This window comes from Kribbella sp. CA-253562 (assembly GCF_050942265.1).
Taxonomy (GTDB): domain Bacteria; phylum Actinomycetota; class Actinomycetes; order Propionibacteriales; family Kribbellaceae; genus Kribbella.
In genome coordinates this window covers 2,445,743-2,471,160 of record NZ_CP192049.1, presented here as the reverse complement: position 1 = coordinate 2,471,160, position 25,418 = coordinate 2,445,743, and the positions used below count along the sequence as shown (strand labels likewise).

17 protein-coding genes and 1 pseudogene are annotated in these 25,418 nt (G+C 64.6%); 9 read left to right on the top strand and 9 right to left on the bottom strand.

What is annotated here, in order from left to right:
* Window positions 1-1,751: 1,751 nt before the first annotated feature.
* From lanL to ACQPXM_RS11925, 3 genes are all read left to right on the top strand, one after another.
* A complete protein-coding gene (gene lanL, locus ACQPXM_RS11935) occupies window positions 1,752-4,424 on the top strand; it encodes a class IV lanthionine synthetase LanL (RefSeq protein ID WP_432947805.1) in 2,673 nt (890 codons plus the stop codon).
* A 438-nt stretch (window positions 4,425-4,862) separates the two neighbouring features.
* Window positions 4,863-6,635, top strand: a complete 1,773-nt coding sequence (locus ACQPXM_RS11930) for an ABC transporter ATP-binding protein (RefSeq protein WP_432947803.1) — start codon at window positions 4,863-4,865, stop codon at window positions 6,633-6,635.
* 8 nt (window positions 6,636-6,643) lie between these two features.
* A complete protein-coding gene (locus tag ACQPXM_RS11925; protein WP_432947801.1) occupies window positions 6,644-8,431 on the top strand; it encodes an ABC transporter ATP-binding protein in 1,788 nt (595 codons plus the stop codon).
* Between the two features lie 1,266 nt (window positions 8,432-9,697).
* Here the strand turns inward: ACQPXM_RS11925 and ACQPXM_RS11920 are convergent.
* From ACQPXM_RS11920 to ACQPXM_RS11905, 4 genes are all read right to left on the bottom strand, one after another.
* The gene (locus ACQPXM_RS11920; protein WP_432947799.1) at window positions 9,698-9,967 is read right to left on the bottom strand and encodes a hypothetical protein; all 270 of its coding nucleotides are present in this window, start codon (window positions 9,965-9,967) and stop codon (window positions 9,698-9,700) included.
* Window positions 9,968-10,761: 794 nt separating this feature from the next.
* Complete coding sequence (locus ACQPXM_RS11915; RefSeq protein WP_432947797.1) at window positions 10,762-10,998, bottom strand: hypothetical protein; 237 nt, start codon at window positions 10,996-10,998, stop codon at window positions 10,762-10,764.
* 553 nt (window positions 10,999-11,551) lie between these two features.
* Window positions 11,552-12,613, bottom strand: a complete 1,062-nt coding sequence (locus ACQPXM_RS11910; protein ID WP_432947795.1) for a phosphotransferase — start codon at window positions 12,611-12,613, stop codon at window positions 11,552-11,554.
* Window positions 12,614-12,738: 125 nt separating this feature from the next.
* Window positions 12,739-13,695, bottom strand: coding sequence for a cupin domain-containing protein (locus ACQPXM_RS11905; protein WP_432947793.1), 957 nt, complete (start codon window positions 13,693-13,695; stop codon window positions 12,739-12,741).
* A 173-nt stretch (window positions 13,696-13,868) separates the two neighbouring features.
* Between ACQPXM_RS11905 and ACQPXM_RS11900 the strand changes: the two genes are divergently transcribed.
* On the top strand, window positions 13,869-14,735 hold the full coding sequence (locus tag ACQPXM_RS11900; RefSeq protein WP_432947791.1) for an SDR family NAD(P)-dependent oxidoreductase: 867 nt from the start codon (window positions 13,869-13,871) through the stop codon (window positions 14,733-14,735).
* A gap of 263 nt (window positions 14,736-14,998) precedes the next feature.
* Here the strand turns inward: ACQPXM_RS11900 and ACQPXM_RS11895 are convergent, their stop codons facing one another.
* The 3 genes and pseudogenes from ACQPXM_RS11895 to ACQPXM_RS11885 form a co-directional block, all read right to left on the bottom strand.
* Window positions 14,999-17,614, bottom strand: coding sequence for an ATP-binding protein (locus ACQPXM_RS11895; RefSeq protein WP_432947789.1), 2,616 nt, complete (start codon window positions 17,612-17,614; stop codon window positions 14,999-15,001).
* Window positions 17,615-17,653: 39 nt separating this feature from the next.
* Complete coding sequence (locus ACQPXM_RS11890; protein ID WP_432951001.1) at window positions 17,654-17,869, bottom strand: FAD-dependent monooxygenase; 216 nt, start codon at window positions 17,867-17,869, stop codon at window positions 17,654-17,656.
* 11 nt (window positions 17,870-17,880) lie between these two features.
* Window positions 17,881-18,099 (bottom strand): annotated as a pseudogene (locus tag ACQPXM_RS11885) (beta-eliminating lyase-related protein); the annotation flags it as partial.
* A gap of 99 nt (window positions 18,100-18,198) precedes the next feature.
* Between ACQPXM_RS11885 and ACQPXM_RS11880 the strand changes: the two are divergent.
* A complete protein-coding gene (locus ACQPXM_RS11880; RefSeq protein WP_432947787.1) occupies window positions 18,199-18,513 on the top strand; it encodes a hypothetical protein in 315 nt (104 codons plus the stop codon).
* Between the two features lie 135 nt (window positions 18,514-18,648).
* Here the strand turns inward: ACQPXM_RS11880 and ACQPXM_RS11875 are convergent, their stop codons facing one another.
* A complete protein-coding gene (locus ACQPXM_RS11875; RefSeq protein WP_432947785.1) occupies window positions 18,649-19,431 on the bottom strand; it encodes an SDR family oxidoreductase in 783 nt (260 codons plus the stop codon).
* Window positions 19,432-19,679: 248 nt separating this feature from the next.
* Between ACQPXM_RS11875 and ACQPXM_RS11870 the strand changes: the two genes are divergently transcribed.
* The 3 genes from ACQPXM_RS11870 to ACQPXM_RS11860 all read left to right on the top strand — a co-directional run bounded on the left by ACQPXM_RS11870 (window position 19,680) and on the right by ACQPXM_RS11860 (window position 21,810).
* On the top strand, window positions 19,680-19,943 hold the full coding sequence (locus ACQPXM_RS11870; protein ID WP_432947783.1) for a hypothetical protein: 264 nt from the start codon (window positions 19,680-19,682) through the stop codon (window positions 19,941-19,943).
* Between the two features lie 1,149 nt (window positions 19,944-21,092).
* Entirely contained in the window at window positions 21,093-21,278 is a 186-nt protein-coding gene (locus ACQPXM_RS11865; protein ID WP_432947781.1) for a hypothetical protein, read from the top strand.
* Window positions 21,279-21,375: 97 nt separating this feature from the next.
* Window positions 21,376-21,810: a hypothetical protein gene (locus tag ACQPXM_RS11860; RefSeq protein ID WP_432947779.1), complete on the top strand. Its 435-nt coding sequence runs from the start codon at window positions 21,376-21,378 to the stop codon at window positions 21,808-21,810.
* Between the two features lie 585 nt (window positions 21,811-22,395).
* On the opposite strand, the gene ACQPXM_RS11855 is transcribed toward ACQPXM_RS11860, so the two are convergent.
* Window positions 22,396-23,151: a class I SAM-dependent methyltransferase gene (locus tag ACQPXM_RS11855; RefSeq protein ID WP_432947777.1), complete on the bottom strand. Its 756-nt coding sequence runs from the start codon at window positions 23,149-23,151 to the stop codon at window positions 22,396-22,398.
* An 828-nt stretch (window positions 23,152-23,979) separates the two neighbouring features.
* On the opposite strand from ACQPXM_RS11855, the gene ACQPXM_RS11850 reads away from it, so the two are divergent.
* Entirely contained in the window at window positions 23,980-25,365 is a 1,386-nt protein-coding gene (locus ACQPXM_RS11850) for a PLP-dependent aminotransferase family protein (protein WP_432947775.1), read from the top strand.
* The last annotated feature ends 53 nt before the right edge of the window (window positions 25,366-25,418 follow it).

The window sequence follows — 25,418 nt, the reverse complement described above, 5'->3', positions numbered from 1 at the left end:
GCGCAGGTGCACCGGTCGTCTGGTAGCCGCACCATGATCCGTCGCCGCTGAGGTTGACCAGGCGGGCACGGCGGATCAGCAGGCGGTTGTCGGTGACGTACTCGACGCGTCAGAACTGGTGTGCCGAACCGACGCGTGCCCATCACGAGCTCAGTCAGCAGGCGACCGCCTATCATCGCAGCGGTCCGTTGTCCCGAAAGACATGCGTGCAGAGGGCACTGAGTTGCTGCTGGGCCACAGGACCGTCATGCGGCGACTTTCGTCGACACGGCGCACAATCATGGTGCTCCGAGTGCGCCCGGCATCCTCTCGGTTGACGAGATTGGAGACCTCGTTCTCCCGCGACACATCGATGCCGTCGCCTTCACTGTCCCACCCGTTCGACTTGTCGACCAGACGACGTCGACCGGTTCGTCGAGCTGGTCTTGCTGGAGAGCCGGACATGACCGAGAACTGTCGATGCCGAGCTTCCAACGGGGATGTCGACTGTGCAGAGGAATGGCGGTCCATTTGCCTGTCAGACCTTCTTGCCGAAGCCGGCGCTCTTCGTTGACCAAGCCGCTCCGCCACCTGGCGTCGAGGCAGCCAGCGATTCGTCAGTGAAGAAACCGATCGGTACCGACAGCCGCATCGGTGCAGTGGTCGAACAGGACGGCATCGCCCTCGCTGGCCGCGTGAGGACGAGGACGGAAGCCGAGCTGCTGGGGGGCTGATCGTGATCGAATTTTGGGGTTGAGTACGACGCCGACCAAACGACCGGTAGGGCGGAGCCTGCTCGGCAGCGCACTAGTCATGGCCAGCAGTTCCCGCACATCGGAGGCGTAGTGGATAGATGAATGGCGAGCCCGAATAGCGCCGCAAAGTCCTGATGCGGCAAGGAGCCCGCCCTGGCCGCTCCGACGAACCCTCGTTCAGAGTTTTCTCGCAGGCCGGCTCACATTGAGGCAGGCGGACGAGCGTGCTTCGTCACTTCACGTCACTGTCCGGTCTTGGATGCCAGATCCGCGATCACTCGTCACACACTGCCCACAGTCTCGAAAGTGGAGCGACAGCTGTCCATTACCTCGTTGCCCATCGGCGCACCCATCCACGGTGTCGAGATCACTGCGCACGCCGACGACGGCAGCGTTCTCCCGATCGGCGAACTGGGTGAGCTGTGCGTCCACGGGCCGACCGTCATGGGCGGCTACCTGGCCGCACCTGACCTCAACGAGCCGCCGTCCTCCGAGCCGATGCGCCGGGCGATGGGAATGGCCGCCTGGCGTCTCCAAACCTCAACACCACAACACCAGCCGAAGAATTGGCGCCAACCGAACTCCTCACGGACACGTGGCGCCATGCTGTGGTCGGGCAGGTGCGCAGCCCTCGATTCCACATCGCCTTCCGGTGTATCAGCGCAACGCGAGCAACTCGACGCAGAGGTGCTGACTGCACAATGTCGCAAGCCCAGAAAGTCAACTCGTGGCGGCCGAGCACGTGGGGTTCTTGGGAACGCCTTGAGTCCAAGGTATTCGTCGCAGCGATCGGAGTTGCCTCAACCACCTCCTTCCGGGTGCCGCCCATCTCGCGACCTCACCCCGGTGGCGGATGGAGGCATCTCCATAGCTGGCCCGTAGACCGAGGAAGGTCTAAGGATCCCGCGGTTCTTGGTACAGCGCGAAACGATGCGGCGGCCGGCCTATGGGTCTGCGAGTCGAAACCGAACCTGCGTCGCCCATCGTATTGCTCTGCACAGGCACGTTGATCGAAGGGTGGAGCAGGTGGATGCAGGCGCTGAGGCAGGTCCGCACATTGAGCCGTTGTTCCACAGCTTCGTTCGCGACGCGCTCGACCGCCATGGCGTCGGAAACTGGATGATCACCGCGGACGAGCGTTGGTGCCTGGTACGGCCACAGCAGCCCAACCTTCCCGCGCAGGGGTGGAAGCTCCACGTCTCCGCAACGCCGTTGTCGGCCCCTTTGGTGCTCGCGCGGTCGGTCGAAGTACTGTTGCGACATCGCTGCTCGTTCAAGTTCGCTCCTACGATCCATCGCGTAGCTCAGATAGTCGCTTCTGACATGGATCGCGGCTCCGGTGGAAAGTTCATCACCGTCTATCCGGATGAGTCACAGCTCCGAGAGATCGCAGAGCAATTGCATAGGGCAACGGCTGGGCTTCCCGGTCCGGGCGTGCTTTCCGATCGGCGATACTGTTCCGGCAGCCTCGTGCACTATCGCTACGGCGTCTTCACCGGCACACGGGTTCTCGGCCTCGATGGAGGATACGAGGCGATGCTCACCACCCCTGAGGGTCGACACGAAGTTGACACGCGCAAGGCTTGGTATTCCGTGCCCAGCTGGGCACCTGCGGACCCGTTCGAAGCCACGAAACAGCGACTTCATGGACAGACCCGAACCGTTAAGCTGAACGACAGGTACTCAGTCCGGATCGCCATTCGGCAAACTTACAAAGGTGGGGTCTATCGGGCGATCGACGAACGGTCGGGTACCGAGGTCATCATCAAGCAGGCGCGTGTCCATGCTGGAAGCACAATCAGCGGAGAGAGCGCTCGCGACCGTCTTCGCAACGAGGCAGAGATGCTACGCCGGCTCGAGCCGGCCAAGATCGCCCCGCGTCTGATCGAGATGTTCGAGCAGCAGCAGGACCTGTTCCTCGTCGAAGAGTCGGTGGACGGCAGCACGCTAGACAGCTGGACGCACGACAACGCAGCACTTAGCGAAGACGGGTCGTGGGGTCCGGCGGTCGATGACGTACGCCGGATAGCGCGCGGCCTCGTCGATCTTGTCGCTGCTGTGCACGCCGAGGGCTTGGTGATGCGGGATCTGTCACCCAGTAACGTCATGATCGATGCAAGCGGAAGCCCTATACTGGTTGACCTTGAGGCGTTCGCCCAACCGTCGGATGTCGTGAGCCGTGTACACACGCCGGGGTACGGGGCGCCTGAGCAACTGGCAATTGCCGGCTTGGTTCGGCATCCTGACCCGCGCGCGGATCTGTACAGCCTTGGTGCGACCCTGTTTTATCTTGCTAGCGGTGTCACGCCCGTTCTGACCGCGGACGACCGACCCAGGCAAGAGCGCCTGGCAGATCGGCTGAATCGGATCGCTGTTGGTAACCCCGCCGCCCGCTGGATCGCGCCTACCGTCATTGCGCTGTTGGCTGATGATCCCAGTCAGCGCCCCGGGGTGGACGCGGTGCGCAGCATGCTGGCGGCAGACGATGTCGCACCCCTGGTTGCTCCACCACCTTATGACACCGGCAAGTTCGTCGACGACAGTCTCGCATTCATCAGGCAGACCATGCCTCTGAACCGCCGCGAGCAGCTCTGGCCCACCGGGTCTGTCAACCGCTCCGACGATGATCCATGCAACGTGCAATTCGGCGCCGCTGGAGTTCTTGGCGTACTTACAGCCGCCTACGTCGGACCGCGCCGAACCGACCTGCGCGACGCCATGGCCGCCCTATCGAGTTGGACGATGTGGCGTTCCAGACGCGAACCGCGGATGCTACCTGGCCTCTACACTGGGCGTTCTGGTACTGCGTGGGCGTTGCTCGACGCTGGCATCGCACTCGATGATGCGGCGACAGTCGCCTACTCCCTTGAACTTGCCAAGCGCGTGCCCGTCGTGTGGGCAAATCCTGACGTGCACCATGGCGCGGCGGGTTCGGGCCTGACCCAACTTCACTTCTGGGAACAAACCGACGATCAGGAATTCCTAGCGCGAGCGAGGCAAGCCGCGGACTACATAGTCGCCGCTGCCGAGCGCGATGATGACGGACTGGTTAGTTGGCCAATCCCGGCCAACATTCCGTCCTCGCTCGCGGGCCTTATGCACTACGGGTTCGCCCATGGCATCGCTGGCATCGGTCTGTTCCTGCTGGCGGCTGCCAAGGTGTGCGACGACTCACGCTATCTCGACCTTGCTATGGACGCGGCAGGAACGTTGCGCGCAGTCGCGGTGCTGGATGACGATTCCGTGTCTTGGCCGATAGGTAGGGAGTCCGCCTCAGGATTGACGTTCTGGTGCAGCGGTGCCGCGGGCATCGGAACATTCCTGCTCCGAATGTGGCAGGCGACCGGCGACGAGGAGCTGCGTGATTTGAGCGAGAAGGCGGCGATCGCGATCCGCCGCTCGCGCTGGACGATGGGGGGCTCCCAATGCTGCGGCGCGTCCGGCCAAGGCGAGTTCCTTCTCGATCTCGCCGAAGCGACACGTCACGGCGAGTACAGAACTTGGGCCGAAGACCTAGCTCAGGTAATCCTGACACACAACGTCATCCGAGACGGCCGATTTCTTGTCCAGGACCACAGCGACATCGATATCGCCGTCAACTACGGCCAGGGCCTCGCAGGATCGCTGGCGTTCATTCGCCGGCTACGCGACGGCGGGCACCGACTCTGGCTGCCTCGGGCTGCGCGCTGACGCCCATCAGATTCCCGAGGGCATAGAACCTCGGGGCTGCCAATACAAATCTAGTTCACGAGAGGAGGTGAGCTGACCATGGAGACGAACATCGAGGAGCTGCAGATGCTGAGCGAGGAGCAGGACTCCAAGGGGCGCGGACCGTGCCACAAGTCTTGCTGGGACGAGGTCACGCATTTCTGACCGTCGCACATGAGTGATGTTCTGGATGAACTCCGCAGGGGCGGTGCCTAGGCACCGTCTGTGTAGCGGCGGCTGTCTGGACGTCTATCGAGTGTTCTCGTCCCGCCTGGCTGCTGTACACCGGGCGGGACGAGGACCTCGTCACCGGAGCACTTCGGTGGCGAATCATGAGGACGGGTCGACCGCGCACGGCATCTGGCCGACGCCGGTGATGGCCGACCCACGCGCTCAGAGAGCCGTTCAGTCGTGGCGGAGATGGTGGCAATGCTGACGCTCGCAAGGACTATCACGGATACAAAATGTCCACGAGACCAGGTGAGTGACATTCGTTTGAGGATGCTCCATGCGAGGCCAAGACTTCTGCTGGCCGTGGTGGCCTGCCTGCTGGTCAGCTCTGCGACATCGTTGACTGTGCCAACAGTTTCTGCACGTCTCGTCGACGATGCGCTGCGTAGATCGGACCAGGCAGCGAACACAGCCCTCTTTGCCGGGCTGGTCGTAATTCTCACCATGCGCTTAGCAGCCGAGGTGACAGGTTACCTCGCTCGGCACACGGCGGTTGCGGTAGCGACTGCCGGCCTGCGGCGAGACCTCCTCAAGCACGCCTTCATGCTAGGAGTTCCGGGCACCCGCCGATACTCGACTGGCGACCTCGTGGGTCGCCTCGTCGGGAACGCGGGGCGTGCGGCTGAATACGTGCCAGCCATCGCATCCCTCGTCGCGGCCGCCCTGACGTCGGTGGGTGGGGTAGTTGCCTTGTGGATCATCGACTGGCATGTCTCGGTTGCTTTCATCCTTGCCGCGATCCCCGTCGTGTTCATGCTGCGTCACTCGGCACGTGGCGCTATGGCCCCCTTCGAGGCGTATCAGCGGCACCTCGGCGTCCTGACAGCCAGGCTGTCTGACGCAATTGCCGGCGCGCAGACAGTCCGAGCCTCAGGAACGTTCCACCGGGAGACTGAGCGCGTCCTCGCTGTGCGGAGCGACCTCGGGAAGGCGACTCGGCGCGTCTGGGCAGTGCAGCGCTCGATCGCCTGGAAATTCAGGCTGGCGCTGACAGGGGTGAGCATCTTCGTCCTCGCCGTGGGAGGCCTTGGAGCGGCTGGTGGCCGGCTCTCCGCAGGCGATCTGCTCGCCGTAGTGATGTACGTCGGCTACGCGTCGGCCGGCCTCAGCCAGGTCGACAACCTAATCAGCCTCGTGTCCTCCAAAGCCGACGCGAATCGCATCTCCGAAGTACTGGAGGATTCTCCGCTCTGGCAAGGACATGAACGCAATGGTCGGCCGGATGGCGCCGGCGAGATCAGCATCGCGAATGTCTCGTACGAGAACCTTCTGCGGGCCATCGATCTCCGTGTTCCGGCAGGTTCGTCCATGGCACTCGTTGGGCGTTCCGGCGAGGGGAAGACCACACTGGCGATGTTGGTCGGTGGCTTGCTCAAGCCTGACGCTGGTTGCGTGTCAATCGACGGCACAACGGTTGCTAGGACCAGCGAGGCCGTGTCGTATGCGTTCGACCGCCCTGTGCTGTACGGCGCCACCGTACGAGAGGCCGTCGCCTATGGAAGTCCTGGAGCAACGGCCGAGCGGATTGAAGCAGCACTTCACGCCTCAGGCTGTCAGGCGTTCGTCGCCCACCTGCCCAACGGCGCGGACACACCCCTCCTCGACGCACGATTCTCCGGCGGTGAGTTGCAACGGCTTGGGCTGGCGCGCGCCCTGGTTCAGGATAGGCGGGTGCTCGTGCTCGATGACGCGACGTCCAGCCTCGACACTGTGACCGAGGCCCAGATCGCTGCGTCGATCACGGCGGGGCTCGCAGGTCAAACCCGTCTCATAGTGACGCACCGCGCAGCAACAGCGGCCAGAACGGACGCGGTCGCCTGGCTTGATGGCGGCCGAGTCCGGGCAGTTGCCACGCACGCCGAGCTCTGGGTAACCGAACCGGACTATCGCGCCCTTTTCGGGGCTGTCGCAGCTGACGAGGCGGCTGCTCCACCCGCCACGACAGGTCTCAGGGGAAGGTAGGCGTCCCAGTGGATGTTGGCCTCGGACTACTCAGGAAATCTCTACTATCGCGACGACGCGAACATGCCCGCCTTGTCCTGTGGACCACAGGACAGACGATTCCGGCTGTCCTGTCCGGTTATGCGATCGGGCGTGCCGTGGACGAGTTTGCCGCCGGTCGTGTCGCGATGGGACTCGGCGCATTGGTGCTGCTCGGTGTGGCGGCGATTGTCGGCGCAGTGGCGACGGCGCTGTCCTACGGGCCGCTGAGCGAATTGGTCGAGGCGGTGCATGATGACTTCTTGATCCGGGTCGTCCGCGGCAGCATCCAATCGGCAGCTCTCGGTGGGCCGAGGCCCGACCTCTCACCAGTGACGGGTGTCACCGCGCAGATGCAGTCGCTACGTGGACTCACATCGGTACTTCTTCGGGCGACGCAACACCTAATCGTTACCGTGGCGGGCGTGTTCATCGGCCTCGCCCTGCTCGCTCCGCCGATCGCACTGATCGCCGCGGGCTTCGTTGTCGCATCGTTCGGGCTGTTCGTCATCTCGTTACCTTGGCTCTCCCGCCGAAACCTTGAGGTATTAATGGCCGAGGAGGAGGTGTCGAAGCAGGCTGGGGACGCGTTGACGGCCGCCCGTGACCTCATTGCGATGGGTACCGAGGACCGAGCGGTCGCAGAAGTACAGCACGCGATCGACGCCGAGGCGGCCCGTTCGGTAGGTCTTGCGCGCGCACAGACAAGCCGGATGGTGTTCACATTCTTTGGTGCACAGGGACCCCTGATTGTGCTTCTCGCCGCCGCGCCATGGCTTGTCGGGCGCGGCTCAGTGACGATTGGTGAGGTGGTGGGTGCAGCGGCATACCTGGTGACGACACTCGAGCCGGCGCTGCGCAGCTTGCTGGGCTCAATTGGAGTGTGGGGGCTGGAGATCGTCGTTCTCGTAAGGCGGCTTGGCGGCAGGTTCGCCATATCCACCGGCCAGGGCCGGGACATGCTGCCGGGGCCGAGCGATACACGAATTGACCTTTCCTCCGCCACCTTCAGCTACAGCTCGCAGGCCAAGCCCGTCATTCGCGACCTGTCATTGAGCATCCCGCCGGGTGATCACCTGGCGGTCGTCGGCCCGAGCGGCATAGGCAAGTCCACGTTGGCAGCGCTGGTTGCGGCCCTAATCGAGCCAACTGCCGGCACTGTCCAGATCGGCGGAGTAGAGGTCGGCCGGATCCGCGACGCGGACCTTCGCCGGCTGGTTGGGTACATCCCCCAGGAGGCGTACGTCTTCGCCGGCACGCTTCGCGAGAATCTGTGCTACCTCAGCCCCCATTCGACCGACGAAGGGATCTGGCACGCAGCTAAGGCGGTTGGTTCGGATCACGTGATCGCCCGCTTGGGTGGCCTGCAAGCAATGGTCGGGGCCAGCGGCGCCGAACTGTCCGGCGGAGAGAAGCAACTCGTGGCGCTGACGCGCCTGTATCTTTCGCCGTGCCGGGTCGTTCTGCTCGACGAGGCGACCTCCTTGTTGGACCCGGTTGCTGAAGAACGAGCCGAGGCAGCCTTCGCATCGCGACCGGGAACAACGCTAATCGTCATCGCCCACCGGTTGACATCCGCCGCCCGTGCACGCCGCATCCTCGCTATGGACGGGCATGACTACGCGATAGGTACACACGAGGATCTCATGCAGTCCTCGGCTCTGTACGCCGCAATCGCCCATCACTGGGATCTGCCGGCATCGGTGGCCTCGACGGAGCCGTCTCACCTGCCTTCCCTGGTGCGAGCGGGGCGTGATCGCCATGAAGCGAAGCCCTAAGTGCTCTGGCGCCTCATCGAGGCTGAGTTGAGTAGCAAGTCTGGCCACGTGTTGTCGACGCTGGTCTGTGCGATCTGAGCTCTTGCACAGACATCTGCGGTCAGACAAGTCGGGCGCTAGCTGGGGAAGCCGCCACCGATCCGTGGCGCTGCGCCGCCGACTGGTTGCCCTCGGGGGGCACACCATCCCGGTCTTGCGTGCTATCGCCGCGTCTGCAGACCTATCACTCAAACGCTAAGACGTCATTTGGACACTTGGTTTTCGAGAGGCCGCAGGCAGGCCTTGCAGCTGCGCTGCCATGCGATGGGTGACTCTGCAACTGCCTCCGCAGCCCATCCGCGGTGCTGTGCATGCGACGTTCCTGATCGGTGATCCCAGGTGCGCAACGAGGTCTCCCGACGCACGGCGAAGATCGGTCTCTGCAGACGGTCCGCGACGACGGGTCTCACGTCGTCAACCGACCTCGGAGTGGGGATTTCCCGCATATCCACCCTCACCCGCTAGCAATTCGCCGAGCCGAAATCTACTGTGGCTCTGGCCGGGAAACCCATCAGCGTTCTGCTGGGTGCACCAAAAGCAGCAAGTTAGGAGACTAGATTTGCGTAATTTTAGGTCATGGAACATTGCCGCCGTGCTGACCGCGGGAGCTAGCTTGTCGGCATTTCGCCGATTCCCGAGAGCACATAGCAACCATCGTCGTGCGATCAGGGCCGCCATTGTCTCCGGATTCGTAGCCGCGGGCGTGTTAGCAGTGCCGTCCACGCCCGCATATGCGCTGAGTTGCAGCACGTCTTACATCACCGACTGGCAAGGCATCAAGGTTGGAGCAAGGGCGAGTTGCATCCAGGGTCCCGGAGTCTTCAGGGTCCGGGTCAGCTGTTATGACCTTTCCACGAAGGGATACACGGTGTATGGGCCTTGGCGAGAGACACCCTTGTCCGCCCCTGGATCGGATCCAGCTGTAGAGTCCGTCGCGCTCTGCGAGTTCGGTGATGCGCCCCGCGCAATTGGCAAAAGCATCCAGTTCGCGTAGTGCGTGGTCCGCCGCGTCGAGGTGGTCACCCCGGTGGTCCAAGCACGTCGTGCGTGCCCCGGCCGATCTGCCGGGCACTCTGCCCCTCCCCGTCCAGGTCGTCGCCGTCGTCTTACGGACGCGCGACGTCCCGGTAGCCCGACGTACGGCTCGCAGAGACAGACCGAGGTCCCGCCGCGCTCCGCTAGCGACTAGACCGAGCCTCTCGGAGATCCCGACGCACATTGGACGGATCACGGGGGCCTCGTGCGCGGTGAGAGAACACCGACTCGTCGAGCCGCGCTCCAACATGACCGCCGCCGCAGCATGGCAACCGCCCTGTTCGGCAGGTCCAGATCACGCTCATCCGCTCGGGAATTCGTCGGCTTGACGACCAACCCCTCGCCCTTGAGACGCACGACGGTCTTGGTGATCGCGACCCGCGCTTCGGCAAGATTGACCTGGTCCCAGGAAACCGCGAGGGCTTCACCGATCTGAACTCCGGTGGCCAGCATGAACGTCACGAAATCTAGCAAGTCCGCACGAATCGCACGCTTGTCCGAGGGCAGCTGCTTGGGGCAGTGCTACGACCTCCCCAGGTCAGCGCCCGCGGCGGCGCCTTCACTGGTCCTTCGACCCGCTCAAGATCCCGGACCGGTTCGCGTCCACCGCACCCTGGCGAACCGCGAGTTCCCATCACCCCGGAGATCACACTGCGACGGAACTTCGCCGTTCGAGCGCCGACGGTCCTCTTGATGGCCGAGACCACCCTGGTGTCCGAGTCTCACCTAGCAGCACGTCGCCCATTGCGGGTAGCAAGTGGTTCGTGAGGTGCCGCCGGTAATTGTCCAGCGACGTCGCGACCTTCGCCCGTCGGCGACAGCCTCCTCCTACTTGCCACCCACAGCTCTGTCGCTTGCCGGCACCGATGCATGGACGTCAGTTCGCCGGTTGCACCGGCCCGCGACCATTCCTGAAGCTTCTTTAGCAGCCGCTGCCGAGCCTGGTCTTCGTCGCCCCGAACGCCGAAACCCTCGGGGTCTTCATCGTGTCCCGGTAGTGGGCCTCCGGCCGCTCATCTGCGAGAGAGCTGGCTTGCGCCTCCATCAGCCGGGGGTCAGGGGCGGTGTCCGAGTGGGACACGCACCTTAACCACACGCTTGGATCTCGATGCGTGAGCCAAACCGCGAACGGGAGGCAGTCACGACGCCGGCATGCTATCCACCGAGCAGCGCGAGATCTTCCGCCACCTGAAGGCTCTGAAGACCGCCTGGCCCAAGGCCTCGCCTCGCCGCACGTGGTCGCCGTGCTGGTAACTTCACAGCCGCAGCTCTGCGACGGTCACCCCGGCGAGCCTGGACCCGTGCCGGACGGTGAACTGGAGCAAGGTGGCGTCGACTTCCTCCAGAGGCGCGGACTCGATCGTCACCTCACGGGTGGCGCTGGACTCCACGAGCCAGTCGGCGGACGGCCAGCGGCAGCGTCGGTCGTTGGAGCAGAGTAAGCAATGGAAGCCGGTTTTCGCCACGGCATGCGGAACGGCGTCGCGCAGCACAGCACCGACAGCGGCCGAGCGACGAACAGCAGAGCACCGCCGACCAGAAGCGCCGGAAGCAGCGCGTCCGGCAGCCGGGACGGGCTGGCGAGCAGCCCAAGCAGGACAAACAAACCGATCTGGGCGAGCCAGGCGAGATCATCCGCTTGGCGGCGTGAGCTACCACGTCGCCACCGCTGCGGGCGCTCGAACCGATGACAATGATCGCCCCGCTGCTAGCGGCCGAAGCGCTCCGGGCAGCCTCGGATGCAGCGCCCGTGCCAGCTCACTGACTAACTGGTAGCCCACGAAACCGAGGTCGACGACGCATTGAACGGCGATCGGCCGCATGCTCTGCCCCGCGGTATCCGTACCCGGGCACCGACCACGATAGGCGTCGATGACGTGGCCCCCATGCCCTTGCCGAAGGAGCCCCGAACTCGGCTCGACTCCGACTGTGGACGCCAATCGGCCCTATCGACCCATTACGACGATGAGAGTGGCTGGCGTATCCGGGTAGTCGCTAGGTTGACACCGACGCCGAGCACACGACCATAACGAACCTGCACGCGAGTTACTGATCACCGCCGCTCAGTTCCAGCAACCGACGAGTCAGCTGCAACCGACCAGCGACATGCTCTTCGAACTCCGGAGTGGCAGGCTCAGTGAGTCGCTCGACCGGTACCGAGAGGAAGGCACTTCTGACCAGCAACGAGGCGTCCAGCCCAGCTCGGACGTCCTCAGGCGTCACGTCGGCTCGCCCCTCGGCCACTAGCCCTGCGTGATAGCGCTCGACCGTTAGTTCACGTAGTACACCCAGTTCGGCTGGGGCGAGCTCGGCGGAATGTACGCGCCCGATCAGCAATTGGCCGAGGTCGTCACCCGCGGGAAGCAGGCCACTCAGCGTCCAGTCGATCGCCACGAAGGTGTCCGGTCGGTCTGCGGGAACCAGCAGGTTCTGCGGGCACGCGTCGCCATGACTCATCAGTTGAGGTCGCTGCGCGAGCTCGCCCATCAGCGCCGGCATTCGCGCTGCCAAACCGACAAGCTCGTCCAGGAGGTCTCTGTCGTTGGCCAAGAGGGGATGCTTCCATGTCTCCGGATTCAGCAACACCGGATGCGCGAACCGCTGGACGAACGTGTACAGAGTCCGGATCAGCTGACCGGGGGCCCGAAAGGCGACGGCTGGCAGAGCGTCGTACGCGGTCAACCGAGCCGACAGACGCCCGAGAAGTTCGGCGGCCCGGCCGTAGCGTTGGTGATCCCATTGAACTGTCGCGGGCCGTACGTCTTCCAGGACGAGAATCAGGCGGTCGTCAACCGATTCCACCCCCAACAGCTGGGGCAACCGCAGACCGCTTGGCAGCGATCGGCTCAGTCCGTCGAGATACACGTCGGCCTCGTAGCGCCACAAGTCAGTTGCCAGTGCCAGCTGCCTGAAGTCTTCCGGAAGAAGATCAACCAGCGGCCAATGCCGGTAGGGCCTCAGCACCTTCACGAACGCACCGGAAGTACGGTACAGCCCAGCGGTCGTAGGCGAGCTGAAGTCGTACGGAACCTTGACGAGCTCGATGGATCTACCGCTCAGCGCGGGGACATCGCGCAGCCTACGCGCTACCTCTTGCTCGAATTCCATCGCGCGCTCCCTTCCAGTCCTGCCCTTTATAGTGGCCAACGGCCACGGTTGGCATGGGCAACGATTGCCTATGCGGACGGAGGGCGGATTGCCCTGTTGCGGGCAGACCAGGCGACGTGCAGCGCTCACTGTTCTGTCGCGACCATGCCTGCTTCTTCGGCGGACGTTCGAAGCTTTATCGCCATCCGCCGGTATGCGGCTGGGGCCGCACCGACCTCACGCTTGAATGCCGCGGCGAACGCCACATCCGACTGGTACCCCACCTGGGTCGCGATGGTTGCGACCGTATCGTGAGTTTCTCGAAGCAGCGCCTTTGCCCGCTGAATCCGGAGGCCAAGGAGGTAGCGCATCGCGGGTTCGCCGACGTGACTGGTGAACCGAAGGGCGAATGATGCCCGGGACAGTCCGACGGTTCGCGCCAGGCCGGCGAGCGTCCAGGGGCGCGCTGGGTCTTCATGCAATGCTGCAAGTGCCGACGCGACGAAGGGATCTCGGAGGCCGGCGAGCCAACCGGGTTGATCTATTCGCGTGTTGTGGTCGCGTAGAGCACGAATAAGTAACACTTCGAACAGTCGGGCCATGGCGAGTTCACTCCCAGGTCCACCATCGGTGGCCTCGAGAGCGAGTGCGTCGATCAGTGGCGCCAACCACGGCCGCGGCCGGTCCAGGTCGCCGCTGACGTGGACAGCGCGCGGCATGCCAAGCAGCGCCGGATGGTCCGGCTCGGCAGTGACGAAGCCGCCACACACCACCACAGTGTCGATCCCGGAGTCGTCAGTGCCGAGTTTCGGGCCGGGAGTGTGAGCTGCGAAATCGAACCCCGGAACTGCGTGCGACGCGTCGACGCCCGGCGACCGCAAGGTATGGAAGTCGCCTCGGGGAAAGACCACCAGATCTCCGGCGGTGAGCTCTTGGATGGTGCCATCGTCGAAGACGAGTTCACACTGGCCCCGGACGAGGACGTGCATCCCTCGTACGCCGGGTTTGTCGAAGACCACCCCGAACGGCGCGTCGAGCCGGAGCAACCGGTAACCAGCGCTCTCGAACCGTAGTTCACGAAGTACCGCGCTCAGAACATCCACGGAGACCATTGTGCGGTTCAGTCCTCTGTCGCCAGACGATCGATGTGATATTGCGGACTGTTACACATAGATTGTCGTCGATCCGGCTTCTACCGTCGATACGTTCGCAATCGAAGTGTTGGAGGAGCAGGATGCAGGGGCAGGAGCACACGAGCAGGCCCAGGACGGCTGTCGTGACCGGCGGGACGGGAGGGATCGGCCGTGCGGTCGCCATTGAGCTGGCACGGCAAGGGCACCGAGTGATAATCGTCGGACGCAGCGAAAGCCGCGGCGCGGAAGTCATCTCCGCGCTCGAGCGTGTCAGTTCTGGACGCGACCACCGCTTCGTACAGGCCGACCTGTCGCTGCTGAGCGAGACCGACCGCGCGGCTGAGGCCATTACGCAACTGACGGGCGACCTCGATGCACTGGTGCTGTGCGCCGGCATCTTGTCCACAGTGGCGGAGAGGACCGAGGAGGGTCTCGAAAGAACCTTTGTTCTCAACTACCTTTCACGTTACCTACTCATCCGTCGACTGCTTCCGCTCATCGCCATCGCGCCTTCGGGTCGAGTCGTGATCGTGGCCAACGCCGGCAAGTATCGCGACACCCTCGACATGGACGACCTGCAACTCCGCGAGGGTGGACGCGGACTCTCAGTTTCCGGCCGGACTCAGTTCGCGAACGACCTGCTCGCTTTCGAGCTGGCTGAGCGGACCACGGGCACGAACATCGCGGTAGCCTGCGTCTTCCCAGGCCCTGTCGCCACGGAGGTGTTCGACAACGCACGCGGACTGTCCCGCCCAGTGCGCCTGCTGACGAAGCTGGTGCAGCGCATGGTGGGGGCATCAGCTGAAGACGCCGCGCGCCTGCCGGTATCGCTGGCCTGCGGCCTCGACGGGGCACAGGTTGCGGGTGGGTTCTTCGGCCCCAAGGGAAAGCTTCGGATACCGCAGCGGGTGTCCAACCCGAAGCGTCGCGCAGAGCTCTGGAATGCAAGCGAAGAGCTGGTCAAGCCCTGGCTACGCGACCAGCCGGCCAGCAGCACGGAGGCGGGGTAGCCCAGAGGACCAGTTGAGGTTCGTCCGATGGACTGTGGTCAGCCGGCGCCAGCAGAAGGGAAGGCGTCCGCAGCCACTCAGGTTCGTTCTCCGGCGACCGGCGCTCGCACCCTCCGGCTACAACGGCGCTGCGGTGGTCGGGTGCTGAGCCAGGTCGACCGGACCAGCGGATGTCTCTGTCGCCACCTTCCCGCGGGTGTTACGTGCCGCTCGAGACCGCCTCACAGCCAGCGTTGCTCCACCTTCGTGGCAGCTGCCCGTCGCTAGGGGTTTCGGCTCGGGCCCTCGGACGGCTTTGCGTCTAGCTGCCACGATCGGGCGATCGTCGTCGCTTCCCGCCGGTTCACAGCACCCAGCTTGGCGAGGATCGCAGCGACATGATGATCGACCGTGCGGACGGAAACAACCAACCGATCGGCGATCTCCCGATTGGTGAGCCCCTCGCTGAGATGCGCCAAGACCTCCAACTGCCGATCGCTGAGCCCGGCGGGGTTGGCGGTCCCTGGGCTGCGCGGTGAAGGCCGTGGCGCAAGGCGAACCCCGCGGTTCCTCAACTCATGGCGCAACCTCGCGGCGACGCCATCCGCACCGAGCTTCTCCAGGATTTCAAGCGCCTCCGTCATCGGACCGACTCTTCCCGACGAGGCGAGCTCGAGGGCTGCCTCATAATTGTCACCGGCCTTACGCCAGCCCGCCGCCGCCGATTCCCAGTCACCGGTCAGCCCATCCGCGATCGGCTCGAACAGGACAGCACTTCTGGGTACCTCGGCATCCAGCGGTGTGCCGGCTCGGTGAAGATAGCTCCGCAGTTCGCCGAACAGGGGCCCGCGCACAGCAGGGAACTGGCGGAGAACCAAGTCCCGTACGTCGGCGGCCAGGTCTCGGCGATCGTTGAGCCACGCCCACTCGGCAAAGGCTGTTCCCGCGTCGATCACTGTGAGGAGCGGCTTTCCGGCGATCGCCCGGTTCCAGGCGGCCTGGATGAAAGCGAAAGCATCTGGGTGGCCGCGTCGGGCCAGCAGACGACCGAGCAGCGGGTAGGCCTGAGCGGCCAGTAGCCCAGGCTCGTCGACCGCCTCGATCAATTGCCGAAGACGCCGGTCCGCCATCGCCCAGTCGCCGTGCCGCAGATCCAGCGTTGCGCGAAGAATCTCGACACCGTGCACCATGGACCAGTGCCCTTGTGAACTGGACCATTCAAGACCTGCACTGACCTCCTCGGCAAGCTCGTCCCACCTGTGCATGCGATACAGCAGATCGACCAGGATGTATTGACAGAACGAGGCCGTGCCAGGGTCGACCGCCCGCGCCGAGACGATCGCGGCGCGGACATCCGCCAATCCCTCGGTCTCCCCCAGGACGCAGCGAGCGACGCCAGTGTACGCAAGGCAAAACGGCACTAACTTCAGGCGTTCAGAGGCAACTGCGTGGTCGAGTGCTCGCTGCAGGACCTGAACCCCTTCAACCATCTTCCCCGCGTAGATCATGGCCGCACCACGAACGCTGTTGACAGCCGCCTGCAACGACTCGGATGCGGCCGGGCCCGCGGTGGCTACCGCCCGCTCGACGAGTTCCCTGGCAGCGCCGACGTCGCCGGCCATCAGCAGGAGCCGAGCCTGGCGGGTTTGAGCCTCGGCCAGCGCAGGCGCATCGCCTTCCTGGCGCCGCAGTTCGACGGCCTCCCGGCCGACTTGGACGGCATCGGCGAAGCGGGAGCCCAACTGCAACTCCCAGGCGTAATTTTCGTACAGGAGAGCGCGCTCGACGAGCGGTAACCGGCCTGCGTGCGGCAGAACCGCTTCGAATGACGCCAGCGCTTGCCGATGCGCACCGGAGTTGGTTGCGGCTCGGGCAAGCAGCGGGGCGTAGCGAAGCAAGACGTCGACATCGCCGGCTTCGAAGGCATGGTGGACCAAGCTGGACAACGACGGGCTGTCTACCGTAAGCAGCGTTCGGACGACGTTCTGATTCATGGTGCGCCGCTGGATCGAAGTCATACTCGCGGCGATCGCTCGACGGGCGATCTCGTGCCTGAAACCCACCTGCTGACCCCTGACGACAAGAATCCCTCGAGCCTCGGCCTCCACCAGCGCACTGTACGCGTCGCCAACGAGCGAGGAAGCGAACGAGAGGTCCATGTCATTCGGAACGACGGACAACTGCTCGATCGCGGCGATCGTCGACACCTCGAGCGACCGCACCCGGGACAGCACCGCGTCGGCCACCGACGCCGATACGCCGTGGGGCCCGGCCAGGGCCTCGACGACGTAGAACGGATTGCCACCCGTGATCCGATGCAGTTCGGCGGGGTCCCAGCCGGAGTCCGTCGACAGGCGTGCAACCGCCGACGCAGTCAGCGGTTCCAGCGCGAGACGAAGCGTCGGAACCGTCGCCAACGTGCTCAGCAATTGTCGAAGCCGGTGCTGGGAATCCACCTCACCGTCACGGCAGGTCAGGAGGACCAGAACCGGGTAGCGGAACGCCCGGCGGGCGAGATACCGCAAAAGATCAAGCGTCGCGTCGTCGGCCCAATGCACGTCCTCGATGACCAGCACTGTCGTCCGGTCACGGAACTCGAGCGCCAGCGCTGCGATAGTCTCGTCGAGGCGATCACTGGCGAGCGCGTGCTCCAGCGGCCCATCGGTACCGGACACAGCTTCGCGAAAGGGACCTAGCGAGGGCGGAGCGAGCAGGTCGTCGCAAGTTCCTCGTAGCACCCGAACGTGGCTGGGTAATTGGTTGAGGAAAGCCTCCACGAGACTGGATTTTCCGACGCCTGCCTCACCCGTGACGAGAACGACCGAACCCGCCCCGCCCGCTGCTGCGCTCATTGCACGCACCAACAGCGAGATATGTTCGTCACGCTCCAGCAAGTCCATTGTGATATACCCAGCCTCAGCCAGTTCGTTACCCGCAGCCTACCGAAAGCCGTCGCGGGGATCGGGAAGCTCACCTGACGACAGCAGCCGATGATGCCCGCCCGCTGCGGCGGGGCACGAAGGCTCGCCGGCGTCCGGGTCGACCCCGTGCTGACGGAAGATCTCCATCGTTCGCTGGTTGAGGTAATGCGCCTTCGGGAGAGTCGAGGTGGATCGGTGGCATTCGACACCGCTCCTGCACGACCACCGCCCCACCACCGACCGATCGGGCACCCCAGACCCTTCGTCAGCGACACCGCCACGAGATCGAAAGGCCCGGCGAGCAAAGCGGGATCCTCGCCTCGAGCGATCGCCGCATTGAAGATCCTCGCACCGTCGCAGAAAGTCGCCACTCCCCGCTCCCTGGCCAGCGCACAAACCTCCCGCATCTGCGCCAGATCCCAGACCCACCCACCCATACGGTTGTGCGTGTTCTCCACCTGGATCAGACTCGGTCGGAGTGGACGGAATGTTCACCGCCGGGTCGGTGGCGGGAGGCGTGCTCGAGCGTCGTGATGGTTGTCGAGGGCTTTGGAGTTAGTGAGGTGGCGGGCAAGACCATCGGCTGGGCGCAGGGCGATGTCCTCGCTGTTCCGGCGTGGAGCTGGCAGCAACATTGGGCCGGGGATGCCGCGATTTTTTCCGCCTTTCCGATCGACCAGCGCTGGTCGCGGCCGTCCCCTCGAGCTTGGTCTGGATCGTTTCCCTCCGGCACAACGCTGGCCGAGGATGAAAGCCGCCGCATGGGCACACGCGTTCCGTTGACCAGATTGACAACTCCCTCACCTTCGATCCCGAACCGGATCGACAACATGGAGTGGCGGTGGGGAGGCACCTGCTCACCCGGATGGATGATCTGAATTGCCGCGAACAACGTGTCCGTCGTCGCAGCACCGGGCCCCTGACACCGGGATTCGAATCGCCAGTCCGCCAGTCCGCCGATCCGCCGCTCCGGCCGCCTTTCGGGAACAGTCTTGAGTACATCGCGGTCTGACTTACACCAGGGTCTGTCCTCCGTCGACAGAAAGCGTCGAACCTGTCGTGTTGTAGTTGCACATCAAGAAGATGGCCGCCGATGCGGCCTCTTCTGCGGTACCGAGCCGTCCGAGCGGCAAAGCGGCACCCAACGCGGTGACAGCAGCGTCGGCGTCTTCGCCAAGGAATCCCCGAATCAGTGGAGTGTCAGTGGAGCCGAGCCTGATCGCGTTGACCCTTACCCGACGTGGTGCCAGCTCAACGGCCAGCGCCCTGGTAAGCGCTTCGATCGCGCCCACCCCTGCCGACACCACGGAGCCCCCAGGCTGAGGACGGTCGATCATGTCACCGGACAAGAACGTCAGCGAGCCACCCGCTGGCAGCCTTGGCACTGTCACGCGGGCGGCGTTCCAACCGGCGTTGAAGCGGGTGGTCAGAGACTCATCACCACGGCCACCATGGTCGTCGAACAGCGATCCGAAGGAGACGGACGCAGCGGTTACCAGCACGTGGTCGAGCTTGTCGATGCTGTCCACAACCCGCTGCAGTTCCTTCTCGTCAGTGGCGTCAGCCGCCGCCGTCACCACTGCGTCCGTGGAGTCGCCGGCAGCCCGAACGTCGGCCGCTGCGGCAGCCAGGCGGTCGGCATCGCGCGCGACCAACACGACCCGGGCGCCGAGACTGCGCAACATAAGACCAGTCGCCTTGCCGACGCCCGAGCTGCCGCCGAGGATGAGGACGGTCCGGTCGGCCAGGCTCTCAGGCAACGGGTGCGAAAATGGGATCGGTGCTTCTGTGCTCATGAAGTCTTCGTCTCCTACACGTGGCGACAAGCGAAGGGCTCGCGCTTTGAACTGACGGAGTTCAATACGCGTACAGTCCGGCCAGCGGATCACGCCCGGTCGGCCCGCCGTTTCGCCGTTCGGTCACGCTGGAGAGCGTTAGCCCCTTCGGGACGAGGACGGCACCCGGCGCCTTCGCGCTCGCGGCGCGCTTCTGCGGAGGCTTCTGTGGTCGCCGGGGTCGGTACGCAGCATTCGGGCTCGGCGGTGTGGACGACACGACCGGTTCCGGAGTCGCGGAAGATTTGATTCACCCGCCGCATCCTCGCCGGCACTCCGCTGGCCGGCACCAGCCGTGGGCTCGCGGCTGCCCGACCACGGCCGCCGTTCCCACCGAAAGCACCATCAGCCCATCCGGCCCGCCGCGAGCCATCGCGATCGGCCAGGCGAAACAGCGAGCTGGCAGCTCGACCTCAGTTCAAATGCCGATCGTCACCAGGAAGTTCGACGGCACCTTCTTCCAGCTGGAGTGATTGTTCTGGATGGTGTAGCGGATGCCAGCGAGAGCAACAACGCCACACTGAACCAGGACGGAATCTACGGACTATGGGATGGCGGCTTCCACCAAATATTGGGAGCTCCGCACGGCCTCCTAGCACCGGGCCCACACCGCTCGCCCGACCGCTACCACTCCCCTCGCGGGCGCGGCGCCCTGATCCGTTGCAGCAGCGTCGGCCGACCTAGCCGCTCGGGCCCAGACGCGGCGTGGCGCCGGGAACTGCTGCACGCATTCCGTCCAGCTGGACCTGTCGCGCAGCCGCTTGATCGTCACCGAACGCGCCTGCGCGACGTCGTGGTTCTACTGGACTCGATCGTCCCATCGGTCAAGGCGGCTGGAGGCCAATCTGACACCTCAGTTCGTGTCCGAGGTGGAACTTGACTTCACACGACAATACGAACGTCAACTCGCGAGCCACACTGCATCGTGACGAGTGGCGAGTTCTGCGTCGACGAAGACAAGGGGTCCCACAGACGACAGGTCTTGACCGCCCAGTGTCTGGTGGATCACCCGCCGACGAGCGGTCAATCGCGCACTCGACGGCGCTCGGTCAGTGCGGGACCGGATCCATCCGCCTCACCGCACGTTGATTGTCGTCCCGGCCAACGGGCTCATCGAACGCTTCCGCACCTCACTGAACGCCCTTCGATCGGTCGCGCCCCCAGTCCAGATCGGCGGCAGGAGAACGCGGCGCCACCAGCGCATGCCGCGGTCACGCTGCTAGACGAGTCGATCGAAAACATCTGAGCTGGAGGGGGCACCAGATCAAAGGGGCGGTGATCGCCCGGCCCAAGCGTCTCACCGGTGCGGGCGATCACCGCCAGTGCACGCCGGCTGCCCGAAGGCAGCCTGCATGGGAGGAGCGTGCACAAGTCGGCCCGAGCACCACCGCCCGCGGCATCCGGACCGTCCCATTGAACAGTACGAACGACGGCGCGCGATCGGATCTGAGAGACGGCGATGACGCGAATCGTTGCCGGCATTCACTGGCAGCTCTGACGGCAACTTCGAACCCCTCGCCTGATGCGGCCGCCATCGACACCCGGAAAGACGGAGTCCCGACTCAGGTGAAGACGTGGAGCCTGTCGTGTCTGGTCCGCATCCCCACAGCCCGGGGTGGCGCGTGGGCCAAGCGATCAGCCGGTTCTGCAGCGTGGAGGCGGACATCATCGAGCACGTTCGCCGGTACGACGCAGCCGTCGCGTCGACTGTGCTCGGTGTCGACCTCGAGAACCGGTGGTCCCTGCTCACGCACGCGCCCGGGATCGACGCCGGGAGCCGGATCTGTCGCCTGTGCAGGAGGTGGTGAGCCGGTGGGTCACAGTTCAGGCTGGGATTGCTGGAGCGGAACCCCACGTGCCCAAGCTGCTGGCTCGGGATCTGCCGGCGGAGCTGGCGAGATCGCGTTGCTGGCGGCGAAGTCGGCGGGCGACTGTCGGGCCGGAGATCTCACCCCGGCCCGCATATTACGAGATGCGCTGCCCGGGTTCATCGATGAGTTGGAGTCCTCGGGGCTGCCGAACACCTTGGTGCACGGCGATTTACATCCCGGCAACTGGCGCCCCGACGGCACGAGAAGGCTGATAGTCACCGGGCTGACAGCTCTCTCGGCCCGCCCAGTGACCGACATTGAGCGGCTGCGCGACTGGTTGCCGGAGGACAAGAAGGACGTCGCGATCGAGGCTTGGTCATCCGATTGGCAAAAGCAGGTCTCCGGCGGCCGATCCCTGCGTGCTCTCGAACCGATGACGGTGATCGCCCCTCTATCACGAGGCGGTTCCGCCGGAAGAGCTCCGGGCAGCTTCCGAAGCAGCCGCCCGTGTCGCTTCGCTCGGGCCTGAAGGCGTGTTGAGCGACGATCGATCGCGCGCCAACCCCGCCGCAGTACCGGTGAACGTGCCCCCACCGGGTGGTCGTTGCACCCCAACGAGCGAGACGAGTTCGGGGCAGATGCACGCCACGCGGGGCACAGTTGCACCTGCTGCGCGCTGGACAAGGACCTTTGTGGGTGGAGTACCGCGTTTCCGATCAATTGCCTGTGATCTCCAGGGACCAACTGCAGCCTTGAAGTAGCCTGCCTGCCACGCCGAGCATCGCGTGATGGGGGAATACCCTAGTGCCCGCACCGCAGCACAACACCGTAAACCACGCAGCATCATCGAGCACATCGGAACGACCAGGGGTTCCGCCGTGGTGTCGCTGATCGGTGCCTCACCGCCGGGATACCGTGGTCGGACTCTGGAACGGACGTCAATGGCAGCGTGCACATCCCACCCATCGCGGGACTCGGAGTATCAGGGCATGCTGAACACCTGGGTCCCCCGCCGACCAGGCAGACGTGACACAACCCTCCACCAGACCGTCGTGCTGCGTACATGGCCGACCGTTCGTCACGTACTTCAGAGCCGGCTCCTGGATGCGGAGTCCTATGCCGCTCGCACGCATTCGAAAATGTCGGCGTACGGGTTCTGCAGCACCGGTTCCCAGACTTCCGCGGTCTGCCCAGTCGGCGCGTTTGCTGCGAGCTCGAAGCGATGCCATGAGATCGTGCGGAACCCCGCTGCGCGGAGAGCATGTTCGTAGGTGGGTCGCCGGTAGTAATGAGCGTGCAGGCTGAACGGCTGGTGCGTACTGCCCGCCGCATCGGGATAGAGGTCCATGACGACCGCATCGCCGTCGCCGCCCGCGTGGGGACGGAGCCGAAAGCCGAACTGCTGGGTCTGCTGACCGTGGTCGAAATCTGGGTTCAGTACGACGCCGACCAAACGACCACCGGATCGGATCCTGCTCGCCAGGGCAGTGGTCATGGCCAGTAGTTCCCGTACATCGGAGGCATAGTGGAGCAGATGTATGGCGAGCGCCAGATCGAATTCACCCATCTCCCCCAGGCTCGCCGCATGACCCACCAAGTACTCAATCCCGAGTTGGTCGACGCTCTCCCGCTCACGAGCCTGCTTGATCATCTCCTCGGATGCGTCGGTCGCGACGACGTGGGTCGCTCCCAGCCTGCTGACCAACCGACTGTAGAGGCCCTCACCACATCCCACGTCAAGGACCGACTGGCCGGCGACGTCACCGAGAACCCGAACCACACTCGGCACTTCGACCCAGGTACGCAACGGCCACTCGATCTCAGCGTAGGCCTCGGCCAGAGCGTCGTACTGCGAAGGTTGGTGATTCATCCGCATTCCTCCATGGGTGTCGTGTGCCGACTACTTCGTGCACGTCCGCCGACTGTGCGCCAAGCCGCTCCACGTGCGACGTGTCTGAGCACGCGTGCCGACTGAATTGATGCCGTGCGGGAACAGCCCGATCCTGAGATGCCGGGGGCTCGTTCGCGCGTTTGTGCGATCGACAGGATGTCCGGAAATGCGCGATCCGCTCGTGTTCGAATCGAGGCAGCAGACGGCGCGTACCAACCCTGCGCGCGCACGCTGACCGGGACGCAGATCGGAACTATGCACTGCGCCCAGTCCTACACGCGACATCTGATGTAGAGCGGTCCACCCCGACAGCTGCCCAGTCATCACTCCCACCCTTTCCTCGGCAGGCCTCGTCCCCGTCTCCCCACTCTCGTGATCCGCTGCGGCCGACGCATCGGTAGGTGCTACCTATCTGCCTTCCGACAGGTGCCTACGGCCCGCTTAGCGTGCCCAGGCCTGCAGGTCGTCCACCCGCCTCGGTGGCTTGAAGCAGGTTCGTCCACGTGGAGCCAATCTGACCAGGAAGCGGTCCGGGTGGTGATTCGAGTGCTGATCCAGGTCGAGGCCACCGAGCAATTGGCCAAGATCCATGGCGCGCGCCGCGGATCAAGTGGCGGGATCACGACCGGCCGGAGCCGCCAGAGCAAGCACGGCGATCGTCCACCGTAATCCGGGCGTCCGACGCGAGCCATCGCCGCCCCAACTCAAACGTCGAGTCCCACGATCCACGGTCCGGTGCTGCTGCGTAGTACCTCACGAGCCTGCTTGTCAGGCGACGAATTCGGCCGGCGAGGGGACTCCGGGGCTATGCGCGTCGCTCACGTGGTACGGGTCCCGATCGCCGTGGATCGAGACAGCAACCAGCCCCTGTGCCGGCAAATCGTCGACCAACTCAAATCGGCGATCGAGGCAGGCACGCTGTCAGCCGGGAGCGAACTTCCCTCCAGCCGCGCGCTAGCGCAGATGCTGCAGGTCTCACGTACCGTCACCGTGACCGCGTACACCGAGCTTTTCGCCCTGGACTACCTGCGCGCCGAGCCCGGAGCGGGCACGTTCGTCGCCGACGCCGTCAGGAAGCCCAACGGACACTCCAAGCCAGAATCCATCCGGCGGCGGCACACCATCGACTTCAGCCCTGGCCGCCCCAATACCGAAGCTTTCCCAGTAGCTGCGTGGCGATCAGCCTGGCAGCGCGCCAGCTATGCGCCACCTTCCGGAACCCACGCTCCGCCGCTCGGTCTGTCTTTCCTGAGGGAACAGGTAGCAGCTCACCTGACGCGGACGCGAGGTCTGGGATGCCAGCCCGACCAGATCGTCATCACCAACGGACTTTTCCATGGGATGGACCTGCTCGCTCAGCTGATGGCAGACTCCGGCAAACCTGCGGTGATCGAGGACCCCACACACCCCTTGGTGCACTCGATTCTCAATGCCCGCGGGATAACGACCTTCCCTGTACCAGTCGACCACCACGGTGCCCGGATCGATCGCCTGCCCGACGGCGCGGGGCTCGCTGTGGTCACACCGTCTCACCAGTTTCCCCTAGCCGGCAGCATGCCGCTCGCGCGGCGCCACGCGCTGCTTGCATGGGCCGCGCGCAACAACACCGTACTTGTCGAGCTCGACATGGCGAATGATCTGCACGGCCACGATGCGTTCCTGCCCTGCCTGTGGTCACTGCGTTCCAACGACTCAGTAGTTCATCTCGGAACCTTCGAGCATCTTTTCTCCCCCGACCTACCGCTCGGATACCTGGTCCTGCCCGGGCGCCTGGTGCAGGCCGCCGAAGCTCAGATCGCTCTCACGAAAGCCCACCCGTCCACGCTGGCTCAGCGTGCTGCCCAAGAGCTCTTCACATCAGGCGAGGTCGCTCGATACACCAACCGGCTGCACCGGTCATATCAGCAGAAGCGCCGAATCGTCGAGGAAGCCTTGCACCCCGCCTCGGCCATGCGCCTCAGCGGTCTTGCGGGAAGCCACGTAGCCGTCCACCTGGAGTGCGACGTCTCTGCCGAAAGCATCAGCGGGGAACTCGCGCGGCGAAGCATCATCGCACCTGCCGCAGCCAAGTACTTCCACACCGGTACATGCGATTCCAACGCCCTCATCCTGGGGTTCGGTCATCTCACCAACAGCGACCTCAAGCGAGGTCTGGCGGCCATCAAAGACAGCGTCTGCAGCCGGCCATGCTAGGAGGGCAAGGGCAAGTCTCATCGGCATCTGGCTCTGCGTGTGAATCTTAACGG

Coding starts and splice junctions, on each gene's coding strand:
- ACQPXM_RS11895 (WP_432947789.1), bottom strand. CDS start 17,614: ATGGACTTGCTGGAGCGTGACGAACATATCTCGCTGTTGGTGCGTGCA.
- ACQPXM_RS11930 (WP_432947803.1), top strand. CDS start 4,863: ATGGTGGCAATGCTGACGCTCGCAAGGACTATCACGGATACAAAATGT.
- ACQPXM_RS11855 (WP_432947777.1), bottom strand. CDS start 23,151: ATGAATCACCAACCTTCGCAGTACGACGCTCTGGCCGAGGCCTACGCT.
- ACQPXM_RS11875 (WP_432947785.1), bottom strand. CDS start 19,431: ATGAGCACAGAAGCACCGATCCCATTTTCGCACCCGTTGCCTGAGAGC.
- ACQPXM_RS11850 (WP_432947775.1), top strand. CDS start 23,980: ATGCGCGTCGCTCACGTGGTACGGGTCCCGATCGCCGTGGATCGAGAC.
- ACQPXM_RS11910 (WP_432947795.1), bottom strand. CDS start 12,613: ATGGAATTCGAGCAAGAGGTAGCGCGTAGGCTGCGCGATGTCCCCGCG.